Here is a 16,499-nt window from a genome sequence, read left to right as displayed (position 1 = left end):
CCCAACGTATCGGCCGTGCTTCGGCTGTCGAGGGGCCTCTGTGGCGGTTATGGCCAGGGCCGGGCTCAGCCCGATGACGAACCGCCCGTGCTGCCGAGCACCAGGCGCACGATCACAGGCAGCACCAGCAGCACGGTGATCAACCGCACGGCATGCAGGGCCGCCACGGCCGCCCCTACACCGAACTGCGCTCCCACCAGGCTCATGCCGCTGATGCCCCCCGGTGCTGCGCCCAGCAGGGTGATGACCGGATCCACGCCCAGCAAACGGCTCGACCACAACCCCACCACCAGGCCGGTGGCCACCAGGGCCACGGTGATCAGGATCGCCGGCCGCCACAACACACGCAGCTCCGCCAGCGCGGCACTCGTGAGCCCAGTGCCGATCACCGTGCCGATGCCGATCTCCAGCAGGGTGCGGGTTCCGGTGGGCCATTGGGCCACTTCGAGGCGCCCGCTCATGCTCGCCACGGCCGCTCCAAGCAGCGCGCCGGCCAAAGGGGCAGCAGGAATTCCGGTACGCAGAGCCAGTAGGCCCCCGGCCGTCCCGCACAGCAGATAGAGCACCAAAGTCGCTGGTGCAGCCATGAAGAAGATCCGCTGGTGGGATCCCTCAGTCTGAAAGACGACTTGAGCCCGCCGGGGATGTGTGTTGTCATCGGCGTTACCGACTTTGCCTGCGATGACGACCGAATCGGTGTCTTTCCGGATCACGCGAACCGCCGAGGATCTTGCCCAGACGGTGGCCGCCCTTTCCCATCGGCTGGTGAAGCTGGAACAGCGGCTTGGCGCCCTTGAAACGGCGATCCAGCGGCCTGAGTCGCCAGACCAGGCTCAGCTCGATGCCCTCGACCACGTGGAAGCGCTGCTTCAGGACTGCCGGCAGCTGCTGGATGAGCCAGGTCCCCAGGCGGAGCCGGTGGCCGAAGTGTTCCTGTCATCGGCACCCGAGCCGCAGAGCTACCGGGACGCCGCATAGCTCACCTTCTCTCGATGCACTGGCCAGGGGTGGCAGAATGAAAAGAAAGCGAACATGGCTTTCACCTATCCCGCTTGCCCCCTGCCACGGCCCCTCGGGTCGGCTGGGCTGAACGCCACCGGAACCTCCGCCTCCCGCACGTTCCCTTCCTGCACACCCCCTTCCGCTTATGTGGAGCGGGGTCACCAACGCGAAAAGCTTGAATTCGCCCTTGCTGTGGCGGTGAGCCGGGGTGATCAGTCTCGCGTGGAAGCCCTGAGATCGCAGATTGCCGATCTTGTCGACGAGGGAGAAGAGCCTGGAACATGAGCGTTTGGCGGCAGGCCCAGCCGTATGGCGGTCGGCAAAGCTGTTACTTTTCGCTGCGGCAAGAACTCAGGCAGCTCTGCTCGAAACCCCATACACTTGCGCTATTGATGATCTCCGGTTTTGACAGTCGTCGCTAAAAGCATGGCGGTGAAAGCAGTTTCGCACGAGCAGCGTTCTGCCCTCCTTCAAGAGATCAGCCGCCATGAGTCTGCTGCCAAAGCGGCAGCGCAAGAGGGCGATCTGGCTGAATCTGCGCGCTGCATTCTGCTGCTCCTCGACTGCGAGCGTCGTGTGGGTGGCCTTGGCCCCCAGGTGTTGCAACTGATCAAACCCCGCGCCTGAGCCTGCACCCCCGCCTGGGTCAGCGGGCACCCTGCCGATCACGGCCTCATCCGGCCTGGCCTTCCCCAGGCAGGTGTTGAGCCAACGCCCTCGCGCTGCCTGCCTGGTGTGACGGCCTCACGGCCTGCCGCGCAAGGGTCAATGCCGCACCGCCCCTGCGCAGCGTTATCAGATCCGGCAGATGCCACAAGGGTTCCGGCGATGCTGGATAGGACCGGCAGATGTGAGGAACCAGTCCTGATCCGCAGACGGGCACCCTGCAGGTCGTTAGGGGGAAGGCGGAGAGTGCTTGAGACCCTCAATCCAAGTGCTGCCAGGCAGTTGGGTGGCTTCCGATCAGCCAGGGGTGCGATTCATTCGCTGCACACGCTTCACTTCAATGCCCCATCATTGGGCGATGTGCTTGGAGCTGAAGCTGCTTCAGCAGCTAAGTGCTAAGGCAGCTCAAAACCAATTCAAATTGAAAATCTTTCAAGCGGGTGACCGGATTCGAACCGGCGACGTTCAGCTTGGGAAGCTGACATTCTACCACTGAATTACACCCGCATTCCCGCAATGTAGCAAGGTGCCGGAAGGCGGCCTCCTGGAAGGCCGCCCCGCGCGCTGCGCCTCAGCGGGCCAGCTCGGTGGCAGCGGCTGCCATGCCGGCTCCCACGGTGGCTGTGGCCATGCCCATCTCCTGCAGGGTGGCTTCGATCGCCGCCACCGCCGTGAGCACATCCCGGTCGCAGACGAAGCCGAGGTGGCCGATGCGGAACACCGAGCCCTTCAGGTGGTCCTGGCCGCCGGCCAGCAGGATGTCGTAGCGGGCCTTCACTTTCTTGCGCAGCACTTCGGCATCGATGCCGCTGGGTGCCACGGCGGTGATCGAGGGGCTGCCGTGGCCCTCCGCCGCGTACAGCGGCAGGCCGATCGCCTTCATGGCCGCGCTCACCGCGCGCCGGTGGCGTTCATGCCGGGTGAAGATCGCTTCCAGGCCTTCGCTCTGCATCATGTCGAGGGCGGCCTCGAGCGCGAAGTAGAGGTTCACCGGAGGGGTGAACGGATTGCTGTCCTGGGCGGCCGCTTTTCGATAGGCGCCGAGGTTCAGATAGAACTTGGGCAGGTCGGAGCGCTGCTGTGCCTGCCAGGCCCGCTCGCTCATGCCCACGAAGCCCAGGCCGGGCGGCATCATGTAGCCCTTCTGGGAGCCCGAGCCCACCACGTCGAGGCCCCAGGCGTCCATGGGCACGTTGCAGGCCCCCAGGCTGGTGACACAGTCGGCCACAATCAAGGCCTGGCCGTGGGCATGCACGTGCCGGGCGATCGTTTCCAGGTCGTTGATCACGCCCGTCGAGGTTTCCGAGTGGGTGAGGATCACCGCACGGATCGCTTTGTCCGTATCCGCCTCCAGCGCCACACGGAAGGCGTCCGGATCCAGAGGCTGGCCCCATTCGGCCTTGATCACCTGCACATCCAGCCCGTAGGCCTTCGCCACCTTGACCCAGCGCTCACCGAACTTGCCGTTGTCGCCGCAGATCACCTTGTCGCCGCGGCTGAGGATGTTGATGATCCCCGCCTCCATCGCCGCCGTGCCGCTGCCGGCGAGCACCAGCACATCGCTGCTGGTCTGATGCAGCCACTTGAGCTGCGCGGTGGTGCGCTTCACGATCGCCTGGAAATCGGCGCTGCGATGGCCGATCGGGTGGCGGCTCATCGCCAGCAGGACGGTCTCCGGCACCGGTGTGGGACCGGGAATCATCAGGGTGAGCTTGTCCTGCATGGGGAGTGGAAACGCGGGGGCGCAGCGGCACAATCAACCACCTTAAAAAACGGATGGTGAACGCTTCACCCGGCTACACCCTGCCGGTGTGGGTGACGGCGGCGGCGTGTGCCGCCGTGCAGGCGCTCCAACGGGCGGAAGCTGGCCCTGCGGCTGCCTTCGAGGGCCTGCAGACACTGGAGTTGCTCGAGCCGCCCGGGCTGCGGCCGGTGCCGGTGGAAGCGGCGGCTCCGATCGGGCCAGGCCGAGCTCTCGGCATCAGTCGCTGCGACCCCGGCGCCGGCCTGGATCTCACCCGTGGCCTGGCGGTGTGGGTGGTGGCCTGCTGGATCCAGCCGCCGCCGGCCGGCGGCTCGTGCTTCGTGCTGGAGGCCGGCGAAGGGGTGGGGGTGCATGGCGCGACGGGCGACCTGTGCGCCTCCGCCTATGCCCGTGCCCTGCTGGAGACGAACCTGCGGCCCTTGGTCGGTGCCGGCCGGGCGGTGTGCCTGCGGCTCGTGCTGCCTGAGGGCCGGGCCCTGGCGCTGCGCACCAGCAACGCGGCCTTCGGCGTGGTTGACGGACTGGCGCTGATCGGCACCCAGGCGGAGGTGCAGCGCAGCGCCGCTCCCGATCAACTGCAGGCCTGCCTGGCGGCCCTGGCGGCGCGCACCGCCACGGCCGGCTTCAACGGTGATCTCGTGCTTGTGATCGGCGAAAATGGCCTCGATCTGGCGCCCAGCCTGGGGCTCCCCGCCGGGCTGCTGCTCAAGGCCGGCAACTGGCTGGGGCCGGTGCTGGTGGCGGCGGCGGAAGCGGGAGTGCGCCGCCTGCTGCTGTTCGGCTACCACGGCAAGTTGATCAAGCTGGCCGGTGGGATCTTCCACACCCATCACCATCTCGCCGATGGCCGCGCCGAGGTGCTGACCGCCCTGGCGGCCCTTGAAGGTCTCAGCGGTGAGGCCCTCGGCCGCCTGCATGGTGCCGCCACCGTGGAGGCAGCGCTGAGCGAACTGGTGGCGGTGGACCCTGCCCTGGCCCAGCGGCTGGAGCGGCGCATCGCCGCGGCCATTGAGCAACGCAGCATGGCCTATCTGGCCCGCTACGGCAGTTTCCCCATGCGCGTGGGGGCCGCGCTGTTCGACCGCCGGCGCCAGCTGCGTGTGTGCGGACCTCAAGGCCAGGAGTTGCTGGAGGCATTCCGGCACCCTCTAGGGTGAGTCCCTCAGGCCTGGCGGCCCATGCGGGGCCTTGCTCCGGGGGCAACGCATCCGGCCAGCCGCCGATCAAGAAGCGTTCCGGTCGTATGTCTCAAGCTTCACAGTCGCTGGAACAGCCGGAGAGCCAGCGCCACCCGGCGATCGTGATCCTCGATTTCGGATCCCAGTATTCGGAGCTGATCGCGCGCCGTGTGCGGGAAACCGAGGTGTATTCCCTGGTGATGGGCTACGCCACCAGCGCCGATGAGCTGCGCGAGCTGGCCCCCAAAGGCATCATCCTCAGCGGTGGCCCCAGCTCGGTGTATGCCGAAGGGGCGCCTGTGTGCGATCCGGGCCTCTGGGATCTGGGCATTCCGGTGCTCGGGGTCTGCTACGGCATGCAGCTGATGGTGCAGCAGCTGGGCGGCAACGTGGTGGCGGCGGGCCGCGGAGAATACGGCAAGGCACCGCTTCAGGTGGACGATCCCACCGATCTGCTCACCAACGTGGAAAACGGCGCCACGATGTGGATGAGCCATGGCGATTCGGTGGAGACTCTGCCGCCTGGATTCGCGCGGCTGGCCCATACCAGGAACACGCCGGAAGCGGCAGTGGCGGATCATCGCCGCCATCTTTATGGCGTGCAGTTCCATCCCGAAGTGGTGCACTCCACCGGTGGCATGGTGATGATCCGGAACTTCGTTTATCACATCTGCGGCTGCGAGCCAGATTGGACCACCAGCGCCTTCATTGAAGAAGCCGTGGCCGATGTTCAGGCCCGTGTCGGCAGCAAACGGGTACTGCTCGCCCTCTCCGGTGGCGTGGATTCCTCCAGCCTCGCCTTTCTGCTGCACAGGGCGATCGGGGACCAGCTCACCTGCATGTTCATCGACCAGGGCTTCATGCGCAAAGGGGAGCCTGAATTCCTGATGGAGTTCTTCGATCGCCAGTTTCATATTCGCGTGGAATATATCAATGCCCGTGATCGTTTCATCGCCAAGCTCAAGGGCATCACCGATCCGGAGGAAAAGCGCAAAATTATCGGTGCCGAGTTCATCCGTGTGTTCGAGGAGGAGAGCAAGCGACTCGGCCCCTTCGATTACCTCGCCCAGGGCACCCTCTATCCCGATGTGATCGAATCGGCCGGCACCGGCGTGGATCCCAAGACCGGCGAACGGGTGGCTGTGAAAATCAAGAGCCACCACAACGTGGGTGGCCTACCCAAGGATCTGCAGTTCAAGCTGGTGGAGCCGCTGCGGCGTCTGTTCAAAGATGAGGTGCGCAAGGTGGGCCGCAGCCTCGGCCTGCCCGAAGAGATCGTGCGCCGCCATCCCTTCCCGGGGCCTGGCCTGGCGATCCGCATCCTGGGCGAGGTCACGGCCGAGAACCTCAACATCCTGCGCGATGCCGATCTGGTGGTGCGCGAGGAGGTGCGGGATGCAGGGCTCTACCACGACATCTGGCAGGCGTTTGCGGTGCTGCTGCCGGTGCGCAGCGTTGGTGTGATGGGCGACAAGCGCACCTACGCCTATCCGATCGTTCTCCGTTGCGTGTCCAGCGAAGACGGCATGACCGCCGATTGGTCGCGCTTGCCCTACGACCTGCTGGAGAAGATCTCCAACCGCATCGTCAATGAGGTGCGGGGCGTGAACCGGGTGGTGTACGACATCACCAGCAAGCCTCCCGGCACGATCGAGTGGGAGTGACAGCCGGCTGAAGGCGCCTCCGGCGGCGTTCTTTTGTCTGGTCTGGGTCTGGTCTGGCCCGCCCGGGACAGCTTCGATACCATCGGGGCCCGGCCTTCCTCTCTTGACTGTCGCCCTTGAGCAGGACCCGCAGCTGCAGCGCCGCCTCCAGCAGGACAGCATCCAGCTGGCCGGAAAGGTGATCTACCTCAATCCCTTTCTCTATTGGCGGCGCTTCGATGCCAATACCGACCGCTGGTTGCGCGAACCCGGTCAGCTGCAGGAGGAGCAGATTCTCGCCAACCGGGGTCGCTTCTACCCCGAGGTGCTGTGGGAGGAGATCCCCGAGCAGGAGGCGCAGATCAAGGATGGCGCCGTGGAGATGTTCCTCAAGACCCTGGAACTGATCAGCACCTTCAACCCCGAGCTCAGCGCCGGCCACCTGCTGGAGGTGGAGCGCAAGATGGCCGTGACCAAGAAACGCTCCTTCGAGCGCTGGGTGGAGAAGTCATTGCGCCGCCGGCAGACGTTGGAGCGGCAGGAGCGCCGCCGCTTCGATCGCGAGCGGCTGCTGCGCAGCTGGGGAGAGTGGGCAGGGCTGGACGTCACCCGACAGGCCGTGCTGCCGTTCACCGCGTTGCTGGTGCTGGCAGTGGGGGCCGGTTGGATGGTGGGCTCGCGCGAGTTCTGCCGCCAGATGATCGTCGATCCCGGCGTGCAGCGGCTGCCCTGAGTCCCTGCCACCTCCGGAGGGCGGCAAACTGGGGGCAAAGCCGCTCGCCTGCGCGGGTGGTGCTGCCTCGGTTGCTTCGGCATGGCTGATCCTCTCGATTCCCTTCGGCTCGCGCTGATGCAGGAGGTATTGCCGGTAGGTATGGCGGTGGTCGAGCGGGCGCGCAAGGGGGGCCCGCGCGAGGTGGTGGAAGCGTTCACCGCTTCGCCCGACCCGCTCGCCCAGCTGAAGCAGGAAGGCGATCCAGCGGCGCGGGCCGTGCGCCAGAGCCTTGATCAGATCCAGCCCGGTCTGGGCAATCCCGTGATGAAGGTGGAGGTGCACGATGTGGCCCCGCCACCGCCCTGGTCGCCGCAGGCGGGCGATCCGGCCGCCACCGGATTCTCAGAGGCCGCAGACCCGCAGCGGGAGCGGGAGGCGCTGCAGACCACCCTGGCGCGGATCTCCGAGCGCCTGGCGCTGCTCCAGCACCGCCTGGAGGCCTGACGCCCATGGCCGCTGGGCATCTGCACGGACAGGCCCGCCACGCGGGCATGCGGCACCAGCCGGCCTGGCTGCTCGGGCTGATCGTGCTGGTGCTGGGGGCGATGGGCGCCCGGCTCGTGTGGCTGCAGCTCGCGCAGGGGGCAGAGAACAAGCTGCTGGCGGATCAGAACCGCATTCGCCTGCTGCCGCGCCATCCGATGCGCGGCCGTCTGCTTGATCGCAACGGCCAGGTGCTGGCCAGCAGCCGCCTCACCTACAACCTCTACATCCAGCCCCGGCTTGTCGATGACGCAGCCTGGCCGTCGCTGCGGGTGCAGTTGGCTGCGCTGCTGGCGCTCGACCCGGCGCAGCTCGATGCCAAACGCAAGGACGGCAGAGCCGTGGACGGCTTCCGCATTGAACTGGCGGGCCCCCTCAGCACCGAGCAGGTGTTGCGTTTTCGCGAGCAGGCCGAGTCGCTCAAAGGGGCTGATGTGGATGTCGACGTGCTGCGCGCCTACCCGCACGGACGGCTCGGCGCCCACGTGCTCGGCTACACGAGCAGCATCACGGAGGAGGAATACAAGGAGCTGTCTGAAACGGGCTACCGCCTGCAGGACCGTATCGGTCGCACCGGCCTGGAGCGCGTCTACGAGAACCACCTGCGCGGCGAGTGGGGGGGACAGCAGCTGGAAGTGAACGCCGATGGGCAGGTGCAGCGGGTGCTGGGCGACAAGCCGTCGCGGGCCGGCAACGATCTGCGCCTCACCCTCGATCTGGAGCTGCAGAAGGCGGCCGAGAAGGCCCTCAGCGGGGTGAGCAAGGGGGCGATCGTGGCGATGGATCCCCAGACCGGCGCGATCCGGGCCATGGCCAGCCGCCCGAACTTCGATCCCAACATCTTCTCGGAGGGCCCCACCACAGCGCAGTGGAACGAGCTCAACCGCCCGGAAGCCCCCATGCTCAACCGGGCGCTGCGCGGGTTCCCGCCCGCCAGCACCTTCAAGGTGATCACCGCGATCGCGGGGCTGGAATCGGGCTTGTTCAATCCCGCCTCCACCATCCTCACCTCAGGCTCCTTCTGCTACGACGGCCAGTGCTACGCGGATCACGGCAGCTTCGGCAGCATCGGTTTCCGCCTGGCCATGGCGGTGAGCAGCAACAGCTTCTTCTACCGGCTGGGCCTCAAGACCGGCCCCGATGAACTGTTCAGAGCGGCCCGCCGCCTGGGCTACGGCAGTCTCACCGGTGTCGAACTCAAGGGGGAGGAGAGCCCCGGCTTGCTGGGCGATCCCGCCTGGAAGCGCCAGGTGCTCGATGAGCCGTGGACCTCGGTGGACACGATCACCTCCTCGATCGGCCAGGGGGCCGTCACCGTGACGCCGCTGCAGATGGCCCGCCTGTATGCGGCAATCGCCAACGGCGGCTGGCTGGTGACGCCCCACCTGGCGGAGCGGCCGGTGGAGCGCCGCTGGATCGGCCTCAAACCCAGCACCTTGAAAGTGTTGCGGGAGGGCCTGCGCGATGCGGTCACCAGCGGCACGGCCACCCTGCTGAACGACCCTTCGCTGCCCGCCGTGGCCGGCAAGACAGGCACCGCCGAGGATCCCCCCCGGCCAGACCATGCCTGGTTCGGCGGCTATGCGCCGGCGGGCAAGCCCAACCTGGTGATCATTGCCTTCGGCGAGAACAGTGGCGGCTACGGCGGCACCGTTGCCGCACCGATGGTGAAGGCCCTGCTCACCACCTGGTTCCGTGACACCCTGCCCCAGCTGCGCAACTGAAGCCGCCAGCAGGTGACATCGGATGGCTTCAAGCTGCTACGGGGGGCTTCAGGCCACCAGTTGCAGAGGGGGGCGCACCACCTCGCTGTAGAAGCGCCGCAGTTGCTGGGTGGCGCCCGCCCAGCCCCAGCGCTCTGCTTCTGCTCGTGCCGCCAGCCGCAGGGCCTGGCGCCGTTCGGTGCTGGCCAGCAGCCTTTCGGTGGCGGCGGTGAGGCTGGCCGGGCTGTCGGGATCGTAGAGGCAGCCGTTCACTCCGTCGGTGACGATGTCGGGGATGCCGCCGCGGTTGGCGCCCACCACCGGGCAACCGGCCGCCATCGCCTCCAGCAGCACCAGCCCAAGCGTTTCGGTGGAGGAGGGGAACAGGAAGGCATCGGCGCTGGCATAGGCGCTGGCCAGATCCTCGCCGCCCAGGTAGCCCACGAACGTGGTGGCGCTGCCGGCGAACACCTTCTCAAGCTGCTGGCGGTGTGGGCCATCACCCACCAGCGCCAGCCTGGCCTGGGGCAGGGCATCGAGCACCGGCCGGATCCGCTCGATCTGCTTCTCCGCCGAGAGCCTGCCCACGTAGAGCAGCAGGCTGTCGCTGTCGCCGTGCACGCCGGTGAGTTTGCTGCGCATGGTCTGATTGCGCCATTCCGGTCGGAACAGATCGGTGTCGACTCCGCGCTGCCACAAGGCGGTGTGCTGGATGCCGTGCTGGCTGAGTTCCTCCACCATCGCCGTGGAGGTGCAGAGGTTGAGGGCCGCCTGATTGTGGGCCGCCTTTAGCAGCTCCCACAGCAGCGGTTCAAACATGCCCATGCCGTAGTGCTCGAGGTACTTGGGCAGGTGGGTGTGATAGCTGGCCACCAGGGGCACGCCCCGGGTACGCGCCAGCCAGATCCCGCCCAGGCCGAGCACCGCTGGGTTCACCACGTGCACCAGGTCGGGTTTGAAGGCGTCAAGCGCCTCGGCCACCAAGGGCCGCGGCAGCGCCAGCTTCAGCTCGGGGTAGAGCGGCAGGGGCAGGGCCGGCACGCCGATCACCCGTGCGCCCATGAAGGTATCCGGGGCTCCTTCGGGGCAGAACAGCAGCACCTCGTCGCCCGCATCCACCAGGTGGGTCACCGTTTTGGTGAGCCGCGTGACGATGCCGTCGACCTTGGGAAGGAAGGTTTCGGTGAACAGTGCGATCTTCACGTGGACGGCGTGCCTGCGGACGGTCCGTTCAAACCACCGGTTGGAGCGCGGCCGCCTGGCTGTGGGTCCATGTGGACACGCAGGGAATGCGGGAGCGATCGCAGCGATCGGCCCAGCGGCGTGCCACATCCACAACTTCGCCCAGTAGGCCGTCGTCGAGGGTGGTGGGCTTGAGCCCCAGCTCGATCAGGCAGCGGTTGTCGACGATCAGGTCGTTTTCGATGGCCTCCTTGCGGGGGTTGGGGAGGTGGTTGAGCTTGGCCCCGGTGACGGCCGCCACCTTTTCGGCCAGATCCTTGACCTTGTGGCTTTCGGTCATCTGGTTGTAGATGCGCACCTTCTCCCCTGAGGCGGGGGGATTGTCGATCGCCAGCTCCACGCATTTCACCGAATCGCGGATGTGGATGAAGGCGCGGGTCTGGCCGCCGGTGCCATGCACCGTGAGCGGATAGCCGATCGCCGCCTGCATCAGGAAGCGATTGAGCACGGTGCCGTAATCACCGTCGTAGTCAAAACGGTTGACCAGGCGCGGATCCCTGTCAGTGAGGTCAGTGTTGGTGCCCCAGACGATGCCTTGGTGCAGGTCGGTGACGCGGATGCCGTCGTTCTTGTTGTAGTAGAAGAACAACAGCTGATCCAGCGTTTTCGTCATGTGGTAGACGCTGCCTGGATCGGTGGGGTGAAGGATTTTCTCCTGGAAGCGGGTGCCATCGGGCTGGGGAACTTCCACCGTGAGATAGCCCTCGGGGATGGTGGCGCCACGGTGGGATCCATAGCCGTACACCCCCATCGTTCCGAGGTGAACGATATGAATGTCGAGACCGCTTTCAACAATTGCACAAAGAAGATTGTGCGTGCCATTCACGTTGTTATCGACCGTGTAGCGCTTGGTGGCGCTCGACTTCATCGAATAAGGGGCGGCCCGTTGTTCGGCGAAGTGCACCACGGCACTGGGGCGCTCACTGCGCAGCAGCCCCAGCAGCAGGTCGTAGTGCTGGGCGATGTCGAGTGCCACGAAACGGATGGGCCGGCCTCCGGTTTCCTCCCAGGCACGCAGGCGGTCGTTGATCGTGGCGATCGGAGTGAGCGATTCGACCCCAAGGTCGATGTCGATCTTGCGGCGGCTCAGGTTGTCGACGATCACGACGTCGTGACCGGCGTCGGCCAGGTTCACAGCGCAGGGCCAGCCGCAGAAGCCGTCGCCGCCGAGAACGAGAACCTTCACGTCTGAACTCCTGCTGAACGAGCGATTGCTCTCTTGGGGCAAGCTACTACAGGCATTCCGCCCCCCTCGTGCAGCAGTGGCGTCAGCTGATGCCGACCGCCACGCCCACCATGGCCAGCACCAGCAGCCCACCTGCGATCAGCAGGACGGTGGTGCTGCGGCTGCGTTCACCGCCGGCTTCGACCACCTGCATCCGCGGTTCTCTGGCAAAGGCGTTGAGCCTGCCCCCGTCCTCCTTGGTGACCGACATGGTGGGGTGGCCCGATTCAGAAAGCGAACCTTAACGATGTCCTTCGGCGCCGCCATCGAGGCCGAAAGGGAATGTCACAGGCGCGGAGCCTCGGTGTTGCCAACCCGTCCCCACTGGGGTGAGCTGGCCTGGGCGTCCTGTCGCTGCGGAAGGCGCCCGGCCTTCCAGGCGCACCGGCCCGCCTCCGTGGCCTGAGCCATCGCCCAGGCCATGGCCGGTGGATCGCCTGCCATGGCGATGGCGCTGTTGATCAGCAGGGCGTCAGCCCCCATCTCCATGGCCTGGGCCGCTTCGCTGGGTACGCCCAACCCCGCATCCACCACCACCGGCACCCCCGCCGACTCGATGATCAAGGCGATGTTGGCGGCGTTGCGAATGCCCTGGCCGGAGCCGATCGGAGAGCCCAGCGGCATCACGGTGGCGCAGCCCACCTCCTCGAGTCGACGGGCGAGCAGCGGATCGGCGTTGATATAGGGCAACACGGTGAAACCCTCCTTCACGAGCCGCTCGGCCGCCTCGAGGGTGCCGAATGGATCGGGCAGCAGATGGCGGCCGTCGGGGATCACCTCCAGCTTCACGAAGGTGTTGTCTTCCTGTCCGGCGAGCTTGGCCAGCTCGCGGCCCAGCCGCGCCACCCGCACGGCCTCATCTGCGGTGGCGCAGCCGGCGGTGTTGGGCAGCATCCAGATCGTGCTCCAGTCGATCGCCTCAATCAGGCCCTGATGGCCTGCCGCCGCCGCCTGCACCCGCCGCACCGCCACGGTGACGATGTCGCAGCGGCTGGCCGCCAGGCTGGCCTGCATCGCCGCTAGCGAGGGGTATTTGCCCGTGCCGGTCATCAGGCGGCTGCGGAAGCGGCGACCGCCGATCACCAGCGTGTCGTCGGCGAGGGCGGACGGATCCGAAGCCGGAATCTGCACCATGGGGAGAAGTTACAGCGCACGCCTCCTAACCTTCGCGCAAGCCCGCTTGGTTCCATGACACCGGTTCTCCCCCTGCTGCTCGCCGCCAGTGCGGTGCCGGTGGGCAGTTTTGTCCCGTTCACCCTGCCGCCCGCCTCGCCGCTGGACACCTCCTTCAGTGAGACCGGTCCGGTGGAAACCTTCGATCCGGTAGGCCGGGCCGTGCTGCTTGCCGCCCAGTTGCCGCGGCAGTGGCGCGGCAGTTACCAGGCCTTTGGCGGCGGCGTCCCCACCCCTGTGGAGCTGCGCCTCGACACCGTGACGGCCATGGGTCAGATGATCGATCTGCGCGGCACGCTCACGGTGGGCGGCACCTCCTCGCCGGTGCAGGGCAACCTCAATGCCAAGTCTGATCAGCTGGAGCTCATCCCCCTGATCGACACCCTCACCTTGGGCCTCGAACCAGGCGGTGATTTTCTCGGCCTGCAGGGCTTCTCGCTGATGGGCTGGAATGCACCGCGGCTCACCAATTCCGGCGGTCGGCTGGTGCTTGATCCCGTGAGTTTCAGCCCACCCGCTTCCCGGCCAGCCGGCCAGGTGGCGCCGGTCCGCGGGCTGTGGTGACGACAAGCGAGCGCCCCTGAGGCAGCGAACCTCAGGGGCGGCGGGCCCTCTCCAGGCCATGTGTTCGGTTCCCGCTGTCGCTTTAAGCGGATCAGCCGGGAGCCTGACGCCCTGTGGTCAGACCGGTGTGTTGGTGGGCGAGGGTTTTGGGGACGATTTGCTGCCTGTGCTGCTGGACCCAGCTGATGATGAGCCTGGCTCGCCAGTGCCCGCAGCCATCCCCTGGCCGCTGGTCGCCGGGGCTTTCAGTTCAGCTGGAAAGCGACGATCGAGCAGCTTCAGGCGCTTGAGGGTTGTTTTGTTGGTGGGATCGAGGCTGAGGGCCTTGGCATAGGTGTCCCGCGCCTCATCCGGTTTGCCCTGTCGCTCGAAGGCGTAGCCCAGGTTGTTGAGTGCTACCGGGTAATCGGGTTTGGCCTGAAGAGCTGCCTTGTAGTGGCGGATCGCACTGGCGTAGTTGCTCTGGGCCGCCAGGGAAAAGCCAAGCGCGTTCTGAATCAGCGCCTGCGCCTCGGGGGGCTCACCGCCACTCTTCTTCTGGGCCAGGCGAAGGGTGTCCACCGCCTGGGCGTAGAGGCGCTTGCGCAGCTGCACAGAGCCGAGTTCGTAGAGAACGGCAGGGTCCTTGCCGTCCCCTCCCTTGGCTTGCCCCTCAAGCCGTGCCAGCGCCGCTTCATCGCGGCGGACCCGCATCACCTGCAGGGCGATGACCACGGCTGCACCGCCGAGCAGAAGGATCAGGCCGATCAGATAGGCCTGAGGCAGGAGAATGTCCATCGGGCCTCCCCGCAGTGCGGTGGTGATCAGCGCGTAGCGGCCGAAACCACGCTGGTGAAACTGGCGGGATCAGCCACGGCGAGCTGGGCCAGCATCTTGCGGTTCAGCAGCATGTCGGCTTTTTTCATGCCGCCCATCAGCCGGCTGTAGCTCAGCCCGTTCATGCGGGCGGCGGCGTTGATGCGGGCGATCCAGAGACGGCGGAAATCGCGTTTCCGGCGGCGACGGTCGCGGTAGGCGTTGCACAGCGCCTTCATCACCCGCTGGTTGGCGGTGCGGAACAGGCTGCCGTTGCTGCCCTGGAAGCCACGGGCCAGGCGGAGGATCTTGTTACGGCGTTTACGGGCGACGTTGCCCCTCTTGACGCGGGCCATGGTGAGTTCTCAGGGCGAAATGGAAAGGAAAAGGAGTGGGCGACCTGGCGAGAGGTCAGCCGGCGTAAGGAAGCATGCGGCTGACGTTGTCGGCGTCGCGTTCGTCGACCACCGCCATCGTGCCCAGAAAACGCTTGCGCTTGGGGCTCTTGTGATCGAGCAGGTGGTTGCGGAACGCATGCCGGCGCATGAATTTTCCGCTGCCGGTCAGCTTGAACCGCTTCGCGGCAGCTTTGCGGGTCTTGAGCTTCGGCATGTCCTGCGCGACTTCACAAACAACCAAACTACGACTTGGTAGTGCCGGCTGCCAACTCCCCCCGTCCGCTTTGCCCATGCTCCGCCAGCTGTTGCGTCCTTCCGCCCCCCTCTCCCTGCAGCCCGGGTCTGCCCTGGCGCCGGTGGCCCTCGGGCTGGCGCTCACCCTGCTGGCGGCACCCGGCTGCCGTGCTGTCCCCGCTCTCGACCCCCTCCCGGCCCCTCTGCCCCTGCACTGGCCCACCAGTGCGCCGCCGCCGGTGCAGCCCGCCCAGCCTGTGTTGTGGGTGTCGCTCGGCCCACGCCTGGGCCCTGCTCCTGGCGGGGTGGCCAAGGCCGCTCCACTGGTGCTCCAGGCGGCGGCGGGTGAGCTGGTGGTCACCGACGCCGACGGCCAGCGGCTCTCGGGGTCCAGCGTTCGCCTGCGCTGGCAGGAGGTGCCCCTGGCGGAGCCGTTCCAGCTCGCCCGCACCGTGCTGGGCCCGTTCGCCAGCTTCGAGAGTGCGGAACAGGCGGCGACGGCCTGGCGGGAGCTCGGCGTGACTCCGGTGATCGCTCATCCCGCCGAATGGGAGGTATGGGCGCCTGTCGCCACCCAGGCTCCGGCCGGCCTGCAGGCCCGGCAGGTGGAGCAGCGGTTCAGCCAGCGGCTGGTGCTGACGTCCGGGGAGCCGGGAGCTGCCGGTGCGGCATTGAAAGGTCCGCTGCGGATCACGGCGCCGGGAGGGCTGCGCTGGGAGGGCGGTGTGTTCCAGGGGCCGTTCCGCCTGGCGAGCAACGCCTACGGCGGTTGGACTCTGATCGAGGAGGTGCCGCTGGAGCGCTACCTGCTGGGGGTGGTGCCCCATGAGATCGGCGCCGGATCACCGCCGGCCGCCCTTGCCGCCCAGGCGGTGCTGGCCCGCACCTGGTCGCTGCGCAACAAGCACCGCTATGCCACCGATGGCTACCACCTCTGCGCTGACACCCAGTGCCAGGTCTACGCCGATCCGCGGCAGGCGGGGGCGGCGGTCCGGTCTGCGATCCAGGCCACCCGGGGCCAGGTGCTCACCTGGCAGGGACAGCCCATCCATGCCGTCTATCACGCCACCAACGGGGGAATGGCCGCCGGCTTTGAGGAGGTGTGGAGCGGCTCGCCGCTGCCCTATCTGCAGGCGGCGCCGGATGGCCCACCCGCTTTCAACGCGCGGTTTGCCGTGCCCCTGGCGGCGTCGTCGCTGCCGGCGCTGCTGGCCAACGGCGGTTCCGCCTATGGCGCCTACCACCCGCGCTTCCGCTGGCAGCGCCTGCTGACGACCGCTCAGGTGCAGCAGGCCCTCACCACGGCCCGGTTGCCGGTGGGCACCCCCTTGAAGCTCAGCGTGCTGGAGCGGGGACCGAGCGGCCGCGTGATGGCGCTGGCCATCGAGGGGAGCGAAGGTCGCCAGGTGCTGCGCCGCGATGCCATCCGCCGCACCTTCCGGCAGCTGCCCAGCACCCTGTTTGAGCTGAGAGCGGAGGGAGCCGGCCGCTGGCGCTTCAACGGCGGCGGCTTCGGCCATGGCGCCGGCCTCTCTCAGGCGGGTGCGATTGATCTGGCCGGTCGTGGCTGGACCCTGCCACAGCTGCTGAGTCGGTACTACCCGGGGACCCAGCTCCAGCCGCTGGAGGCGCTCGGTCAGGGCCTTTAGAGTT

General features: G+C 67.1%; 18 protein-coding genes and 1 tRNA gene. 9 read left to right on the top strand and 10 right to left on the bottom strand.

Annotated features, from left to right (window positions below; genetic code table 11):
• Nucleotides 1-65 precede the first annotated feature (65 nt).
• Entirely contained in the window at nucleotides 66-596 is a 531-nt protein-coding gene (locus CJZ80_RS05955; protein ID WP_255100712.1) for an AbrB family transcriptional regulator, read from the bottom strand.
• A gap of 85 nt (nucleotides 597-681) precedes the next feature.
• Between CJZ80_RS05955 and CJZ80_RS05950 the strand changes: the two genes are divergently transcribed.
• Together CJZ80_RS05950 and CJZ80_RS05940 are read left to right on the top strand one after the other, a co-directional pair.
• Entirely contained in the window at nucleotides 682-978 is a 297-nt protein-coding gene (locus CJZ80_RS05950) for a hypothetical protein (RefSeq protein ID WP_094511165.1), read from the top strand.
• Between the two features lie 429 nt (nucleotides 979-1,407).
• Nucleotides 1,408-1,629 (top strand): hypothetical protein, encoded by a 222-nt coding sequence (locus CJZ80_RS05940; protein ID WP_233132859.1) that lies wholly within the window; start codon nucleotides 1,408-1,410, stop codon nucleotides 1,627-1,629.
• Between the two features lie 474 nt (nucleotides 1,630-2,103).
• Here the strand turns inward: CJZ80_RS05940 and CJZ80_RS05935 are convergent.
• Both CJZ80_RS05935 and CJZ80_RS05930 read right to left on the bottom strand, forming a co-directional pair.
• Nucleotides 2,104-2,175 (bottom strand) — tRNA-Gly (locus tag CJZ80_RS05935).
• Between the two features lie 64 nt (nucleotides 2,176-2,239).
• On the bottom strand, nucleotides 2,240-3,391 hold the full coding sequence (locus CJZ80_RS05930) for an alanine--glyoxylate aminotransferase family protein (RefSeq protein WP_094511162.1): 1,152 nt from the start codon (nucleotides 3,389-3,391) through the stop codon (nucleotides 2,240-2,242).
• 53 nt (nucleotides 3,392-3,444) lie between these two features.
• Here CJZ80_RS05930 and cbiD point away from each other — a divergent pair, with 53 nt between their 5' ends.
• The 5 genes from cbiD (at nucleotide 3,445) to mrdA (ending at nucleotide 9,236) form a co-directional block, all read left to right on the top strand.
• Complete coding sequence (gene cbiD / locus CJZ80_RS05925; RefSeq protein ID WP_094511161.1) at nucleotides 3,445-4,590, top strand: cobalt-precorrin-5B (C(1))-methyltransferase CbiD; 1,146 nt, start codon at nucleotides 3,445-3,447, stop codon at nucleotides 4,588-4,590.
• Nucleotides 4,591-4,676: 86 nt separating this feature from the next.
• Nucleotides 4,677-6,275 carry a glutamine-hydrolyzing GMP synthase gene (gene guaA / locus CJZ80_RS05920; RefSeq protein ID WP_094511160.1) on the top strand — a complete coding sequence of 533 codons (1,599 nt, stop codon included), beginning with the start codon at nucleotides 4,677-4,679 and terminating at the stop codon, nucleotides 6,273-6,275.
• 103 nt (nucleotides 6,276-6,378) lie between these two features.
• A complete protein-coding gene (locus CJZ80_RS05915) occupies nucleotides 6,379-6,987 on the top strand; it encodes a hypothetical protein (RefSeq protein WP_094511159.1) in 609 nt (202 codons plus the stop codon).
• Between the two features lie 81 nt (nucleotides 6,988-7,068).
• On the top strand, nucleotides 7,069-7,473 hold the full coding sequence (locus CJZ80_RS05910; protein ID WP_094511158.1) for a hypothetical protein: 405 nt from the start codon (nucleotides 7,069-7,071) through the stop codon (nucleotides 7,471-7,473).
• Between the two features lie 5 nt (nucleotides 7,474-7,478).
• Nucleotides 7,479-9,236 (top strand): penicillin-binding protein 2, encoded by a 1,758-nt coding sequence (mrdA, locus tag CJZ80_RS05905; protein WP_094511157.1) that lies wholly within the window; start codon nucleotides 7,479-7,481, stop codon nucleotides 9,234-9,236.
• Between the two features lie 48 nt (nucleotides 9,237-9,284).
• On the opposite strand, the gene CJZ80_RS05900 is transcribed toward mrdA, so the two are convergent.
• From CJZ80_RS05900 to CJZ80_RS05885, 4 genes are all read right to left on the bottom strand, one after another.
• A complete protein-coding gene (locus CJZ80_RS05900) occupies nucleotides 9,285-10,418 on the bottom strand; it encodes a glycosyltransferase family 1 protein (RefSeq protein WP_094511156.1) in 1,134 nt (377 codons plus the stop codon).
• A gap of 28 nt (nucleotides 10,419-10,446) precedes the next feature.
• Nucleotides 10,447-11,643, bottom strand: coding sequence for an NAD-dependent epimerase/dehydratase family protein (locus CJZ80_RS05895; RefSeq protein ID WP_094511155.1), 1,197 nt, complete (start codon nucleotides 11,641-11,643; stop codon nucleotides 10,447-10,449).
• An 82-nt stretch (nucleotides 11,644-11,725) separates the two neighbouring features.
• Nucleotides 11,726-11,893, bottom strand: coding sequence for a photosystem II assembly protein Psb34 (gene psb34, locus CJZ80_RS05890; RefSeq protein ID WP_094511154.1), 168 nt, complete (start codon nucleotides 11,891-11,893; stop codon nucleotides 11,726-11,728).
• Between the two features lie 74 nt (nucleotides 11,894-11,967).
• Nucleotides 11,968-12,816, bottom strand: a complete 849-nt coding sequence (locus CJZ80_RS05885; protein WP_094511153.1) for a thiazole synthase — start codon at nucleotides 12,814-12,816, stop codon at nucleotides 11,968-11,970.
• 54 nt (nucleotides 12,817-12,870) lie between these two features.
• Here CJZ80_RS05885 and CJZ80_RS05880 point away from each other — a divergent pair, with 54 nt between their 5' ends.
• A complete protein-coding gene (locus CJZ80_RS05880; RefSeq protein ID WP_094511152.1) occupies nucleotides 12,871-13,419 on the top strand; it encodes a hypothetical protein in 549 nt (182 codons plus the stop codon).
• A gap of 117 nt (nucleotides 13,420-13,536) precedes the next feature.
• Here CJZ80_RS05880 and CJZ80_RS05875 read toward each other — a convergent pair whose 3' ends face one another.
• Genes CJZ80_RS05875 through rpmI form a run of 3 tightly spaced genes read right to left on the bottom strand, consistent with a single transcriptional unit; the run spans nucleotide 13,537 to nucleotide 14,826 of the window.
• On the bottom strand, nucleotides 13,537-14,196 hold the full coding sequence (locus CJZ80_RS05875) for a tetratricopeptide repeat protein (RefSeq protein ID WP_094511151.1): 660 nt from the start codon (nucleotides 14,194-14,196) through the stop codon (nucleotides 13,537-13,539).
• Between the two features lie 26 nt (nucleotides 14,197-14,222).
• On the bottom strand, nucleotides 14,223-14,570 hold the full coding sequence (gene rplT / locus CJZ80_RS05870; RefSeq protein WP_094511150.1) for a 50S ribosomal protein L20: 348 nt from the start codon (nucleotides 14,568-14,570) through the stop codon (nucleotides 14,223-14,225).
• Between the two features lie 55 nt (nucleotides 14,571-14,625).
• Nucleotides 14,626-14,826 (bottom strand): 50S ribosomal protein L35, encoded by a 201-nt coding sequence (rpmI, locus tag CJZ80_RS05865; RefSeq protein WP_094511149.1) that lies wholly within the window; start codon nucleotides 14,824-14,826, stop codon nucleotides 14,626-14,628.
• 91 nt (nucleotides 14,827-14,917) lie between these two features.
• Here rpmI and CJZ80_RS05860 point away from each other — a divergent pair, with 91 nt between their 5' ends.
• A complete protein-coding gene (locus CJZ80_RS05860; protein WP_369802997.1) occupies nucleotides 14,918-16,495 on the top strand; it encodes a SpoIID/LytB domain-containing protein in 1,578 nt (525 codons plus the stop codon).
• Nucleotides 16,496-16,499: the final 4 nt, after the last annotated feature.

The sequence above is a fragment of the Synechococcus sp. MW101C3 genome (assembly GCF_002252635.1).
In the GTDB taxonomy this organism is placed as follows: domain Bacteria; phylum Cyanobacteriota; class Cyanobacteriia; order PCC-6307; family Cyanobiaceae; genus MW101C3.
The sequence above is the reverse complement of the archived record's forward strand: the minus strand, read 5'-3'. Positions and strand labels throughout refer to the sequence as shown.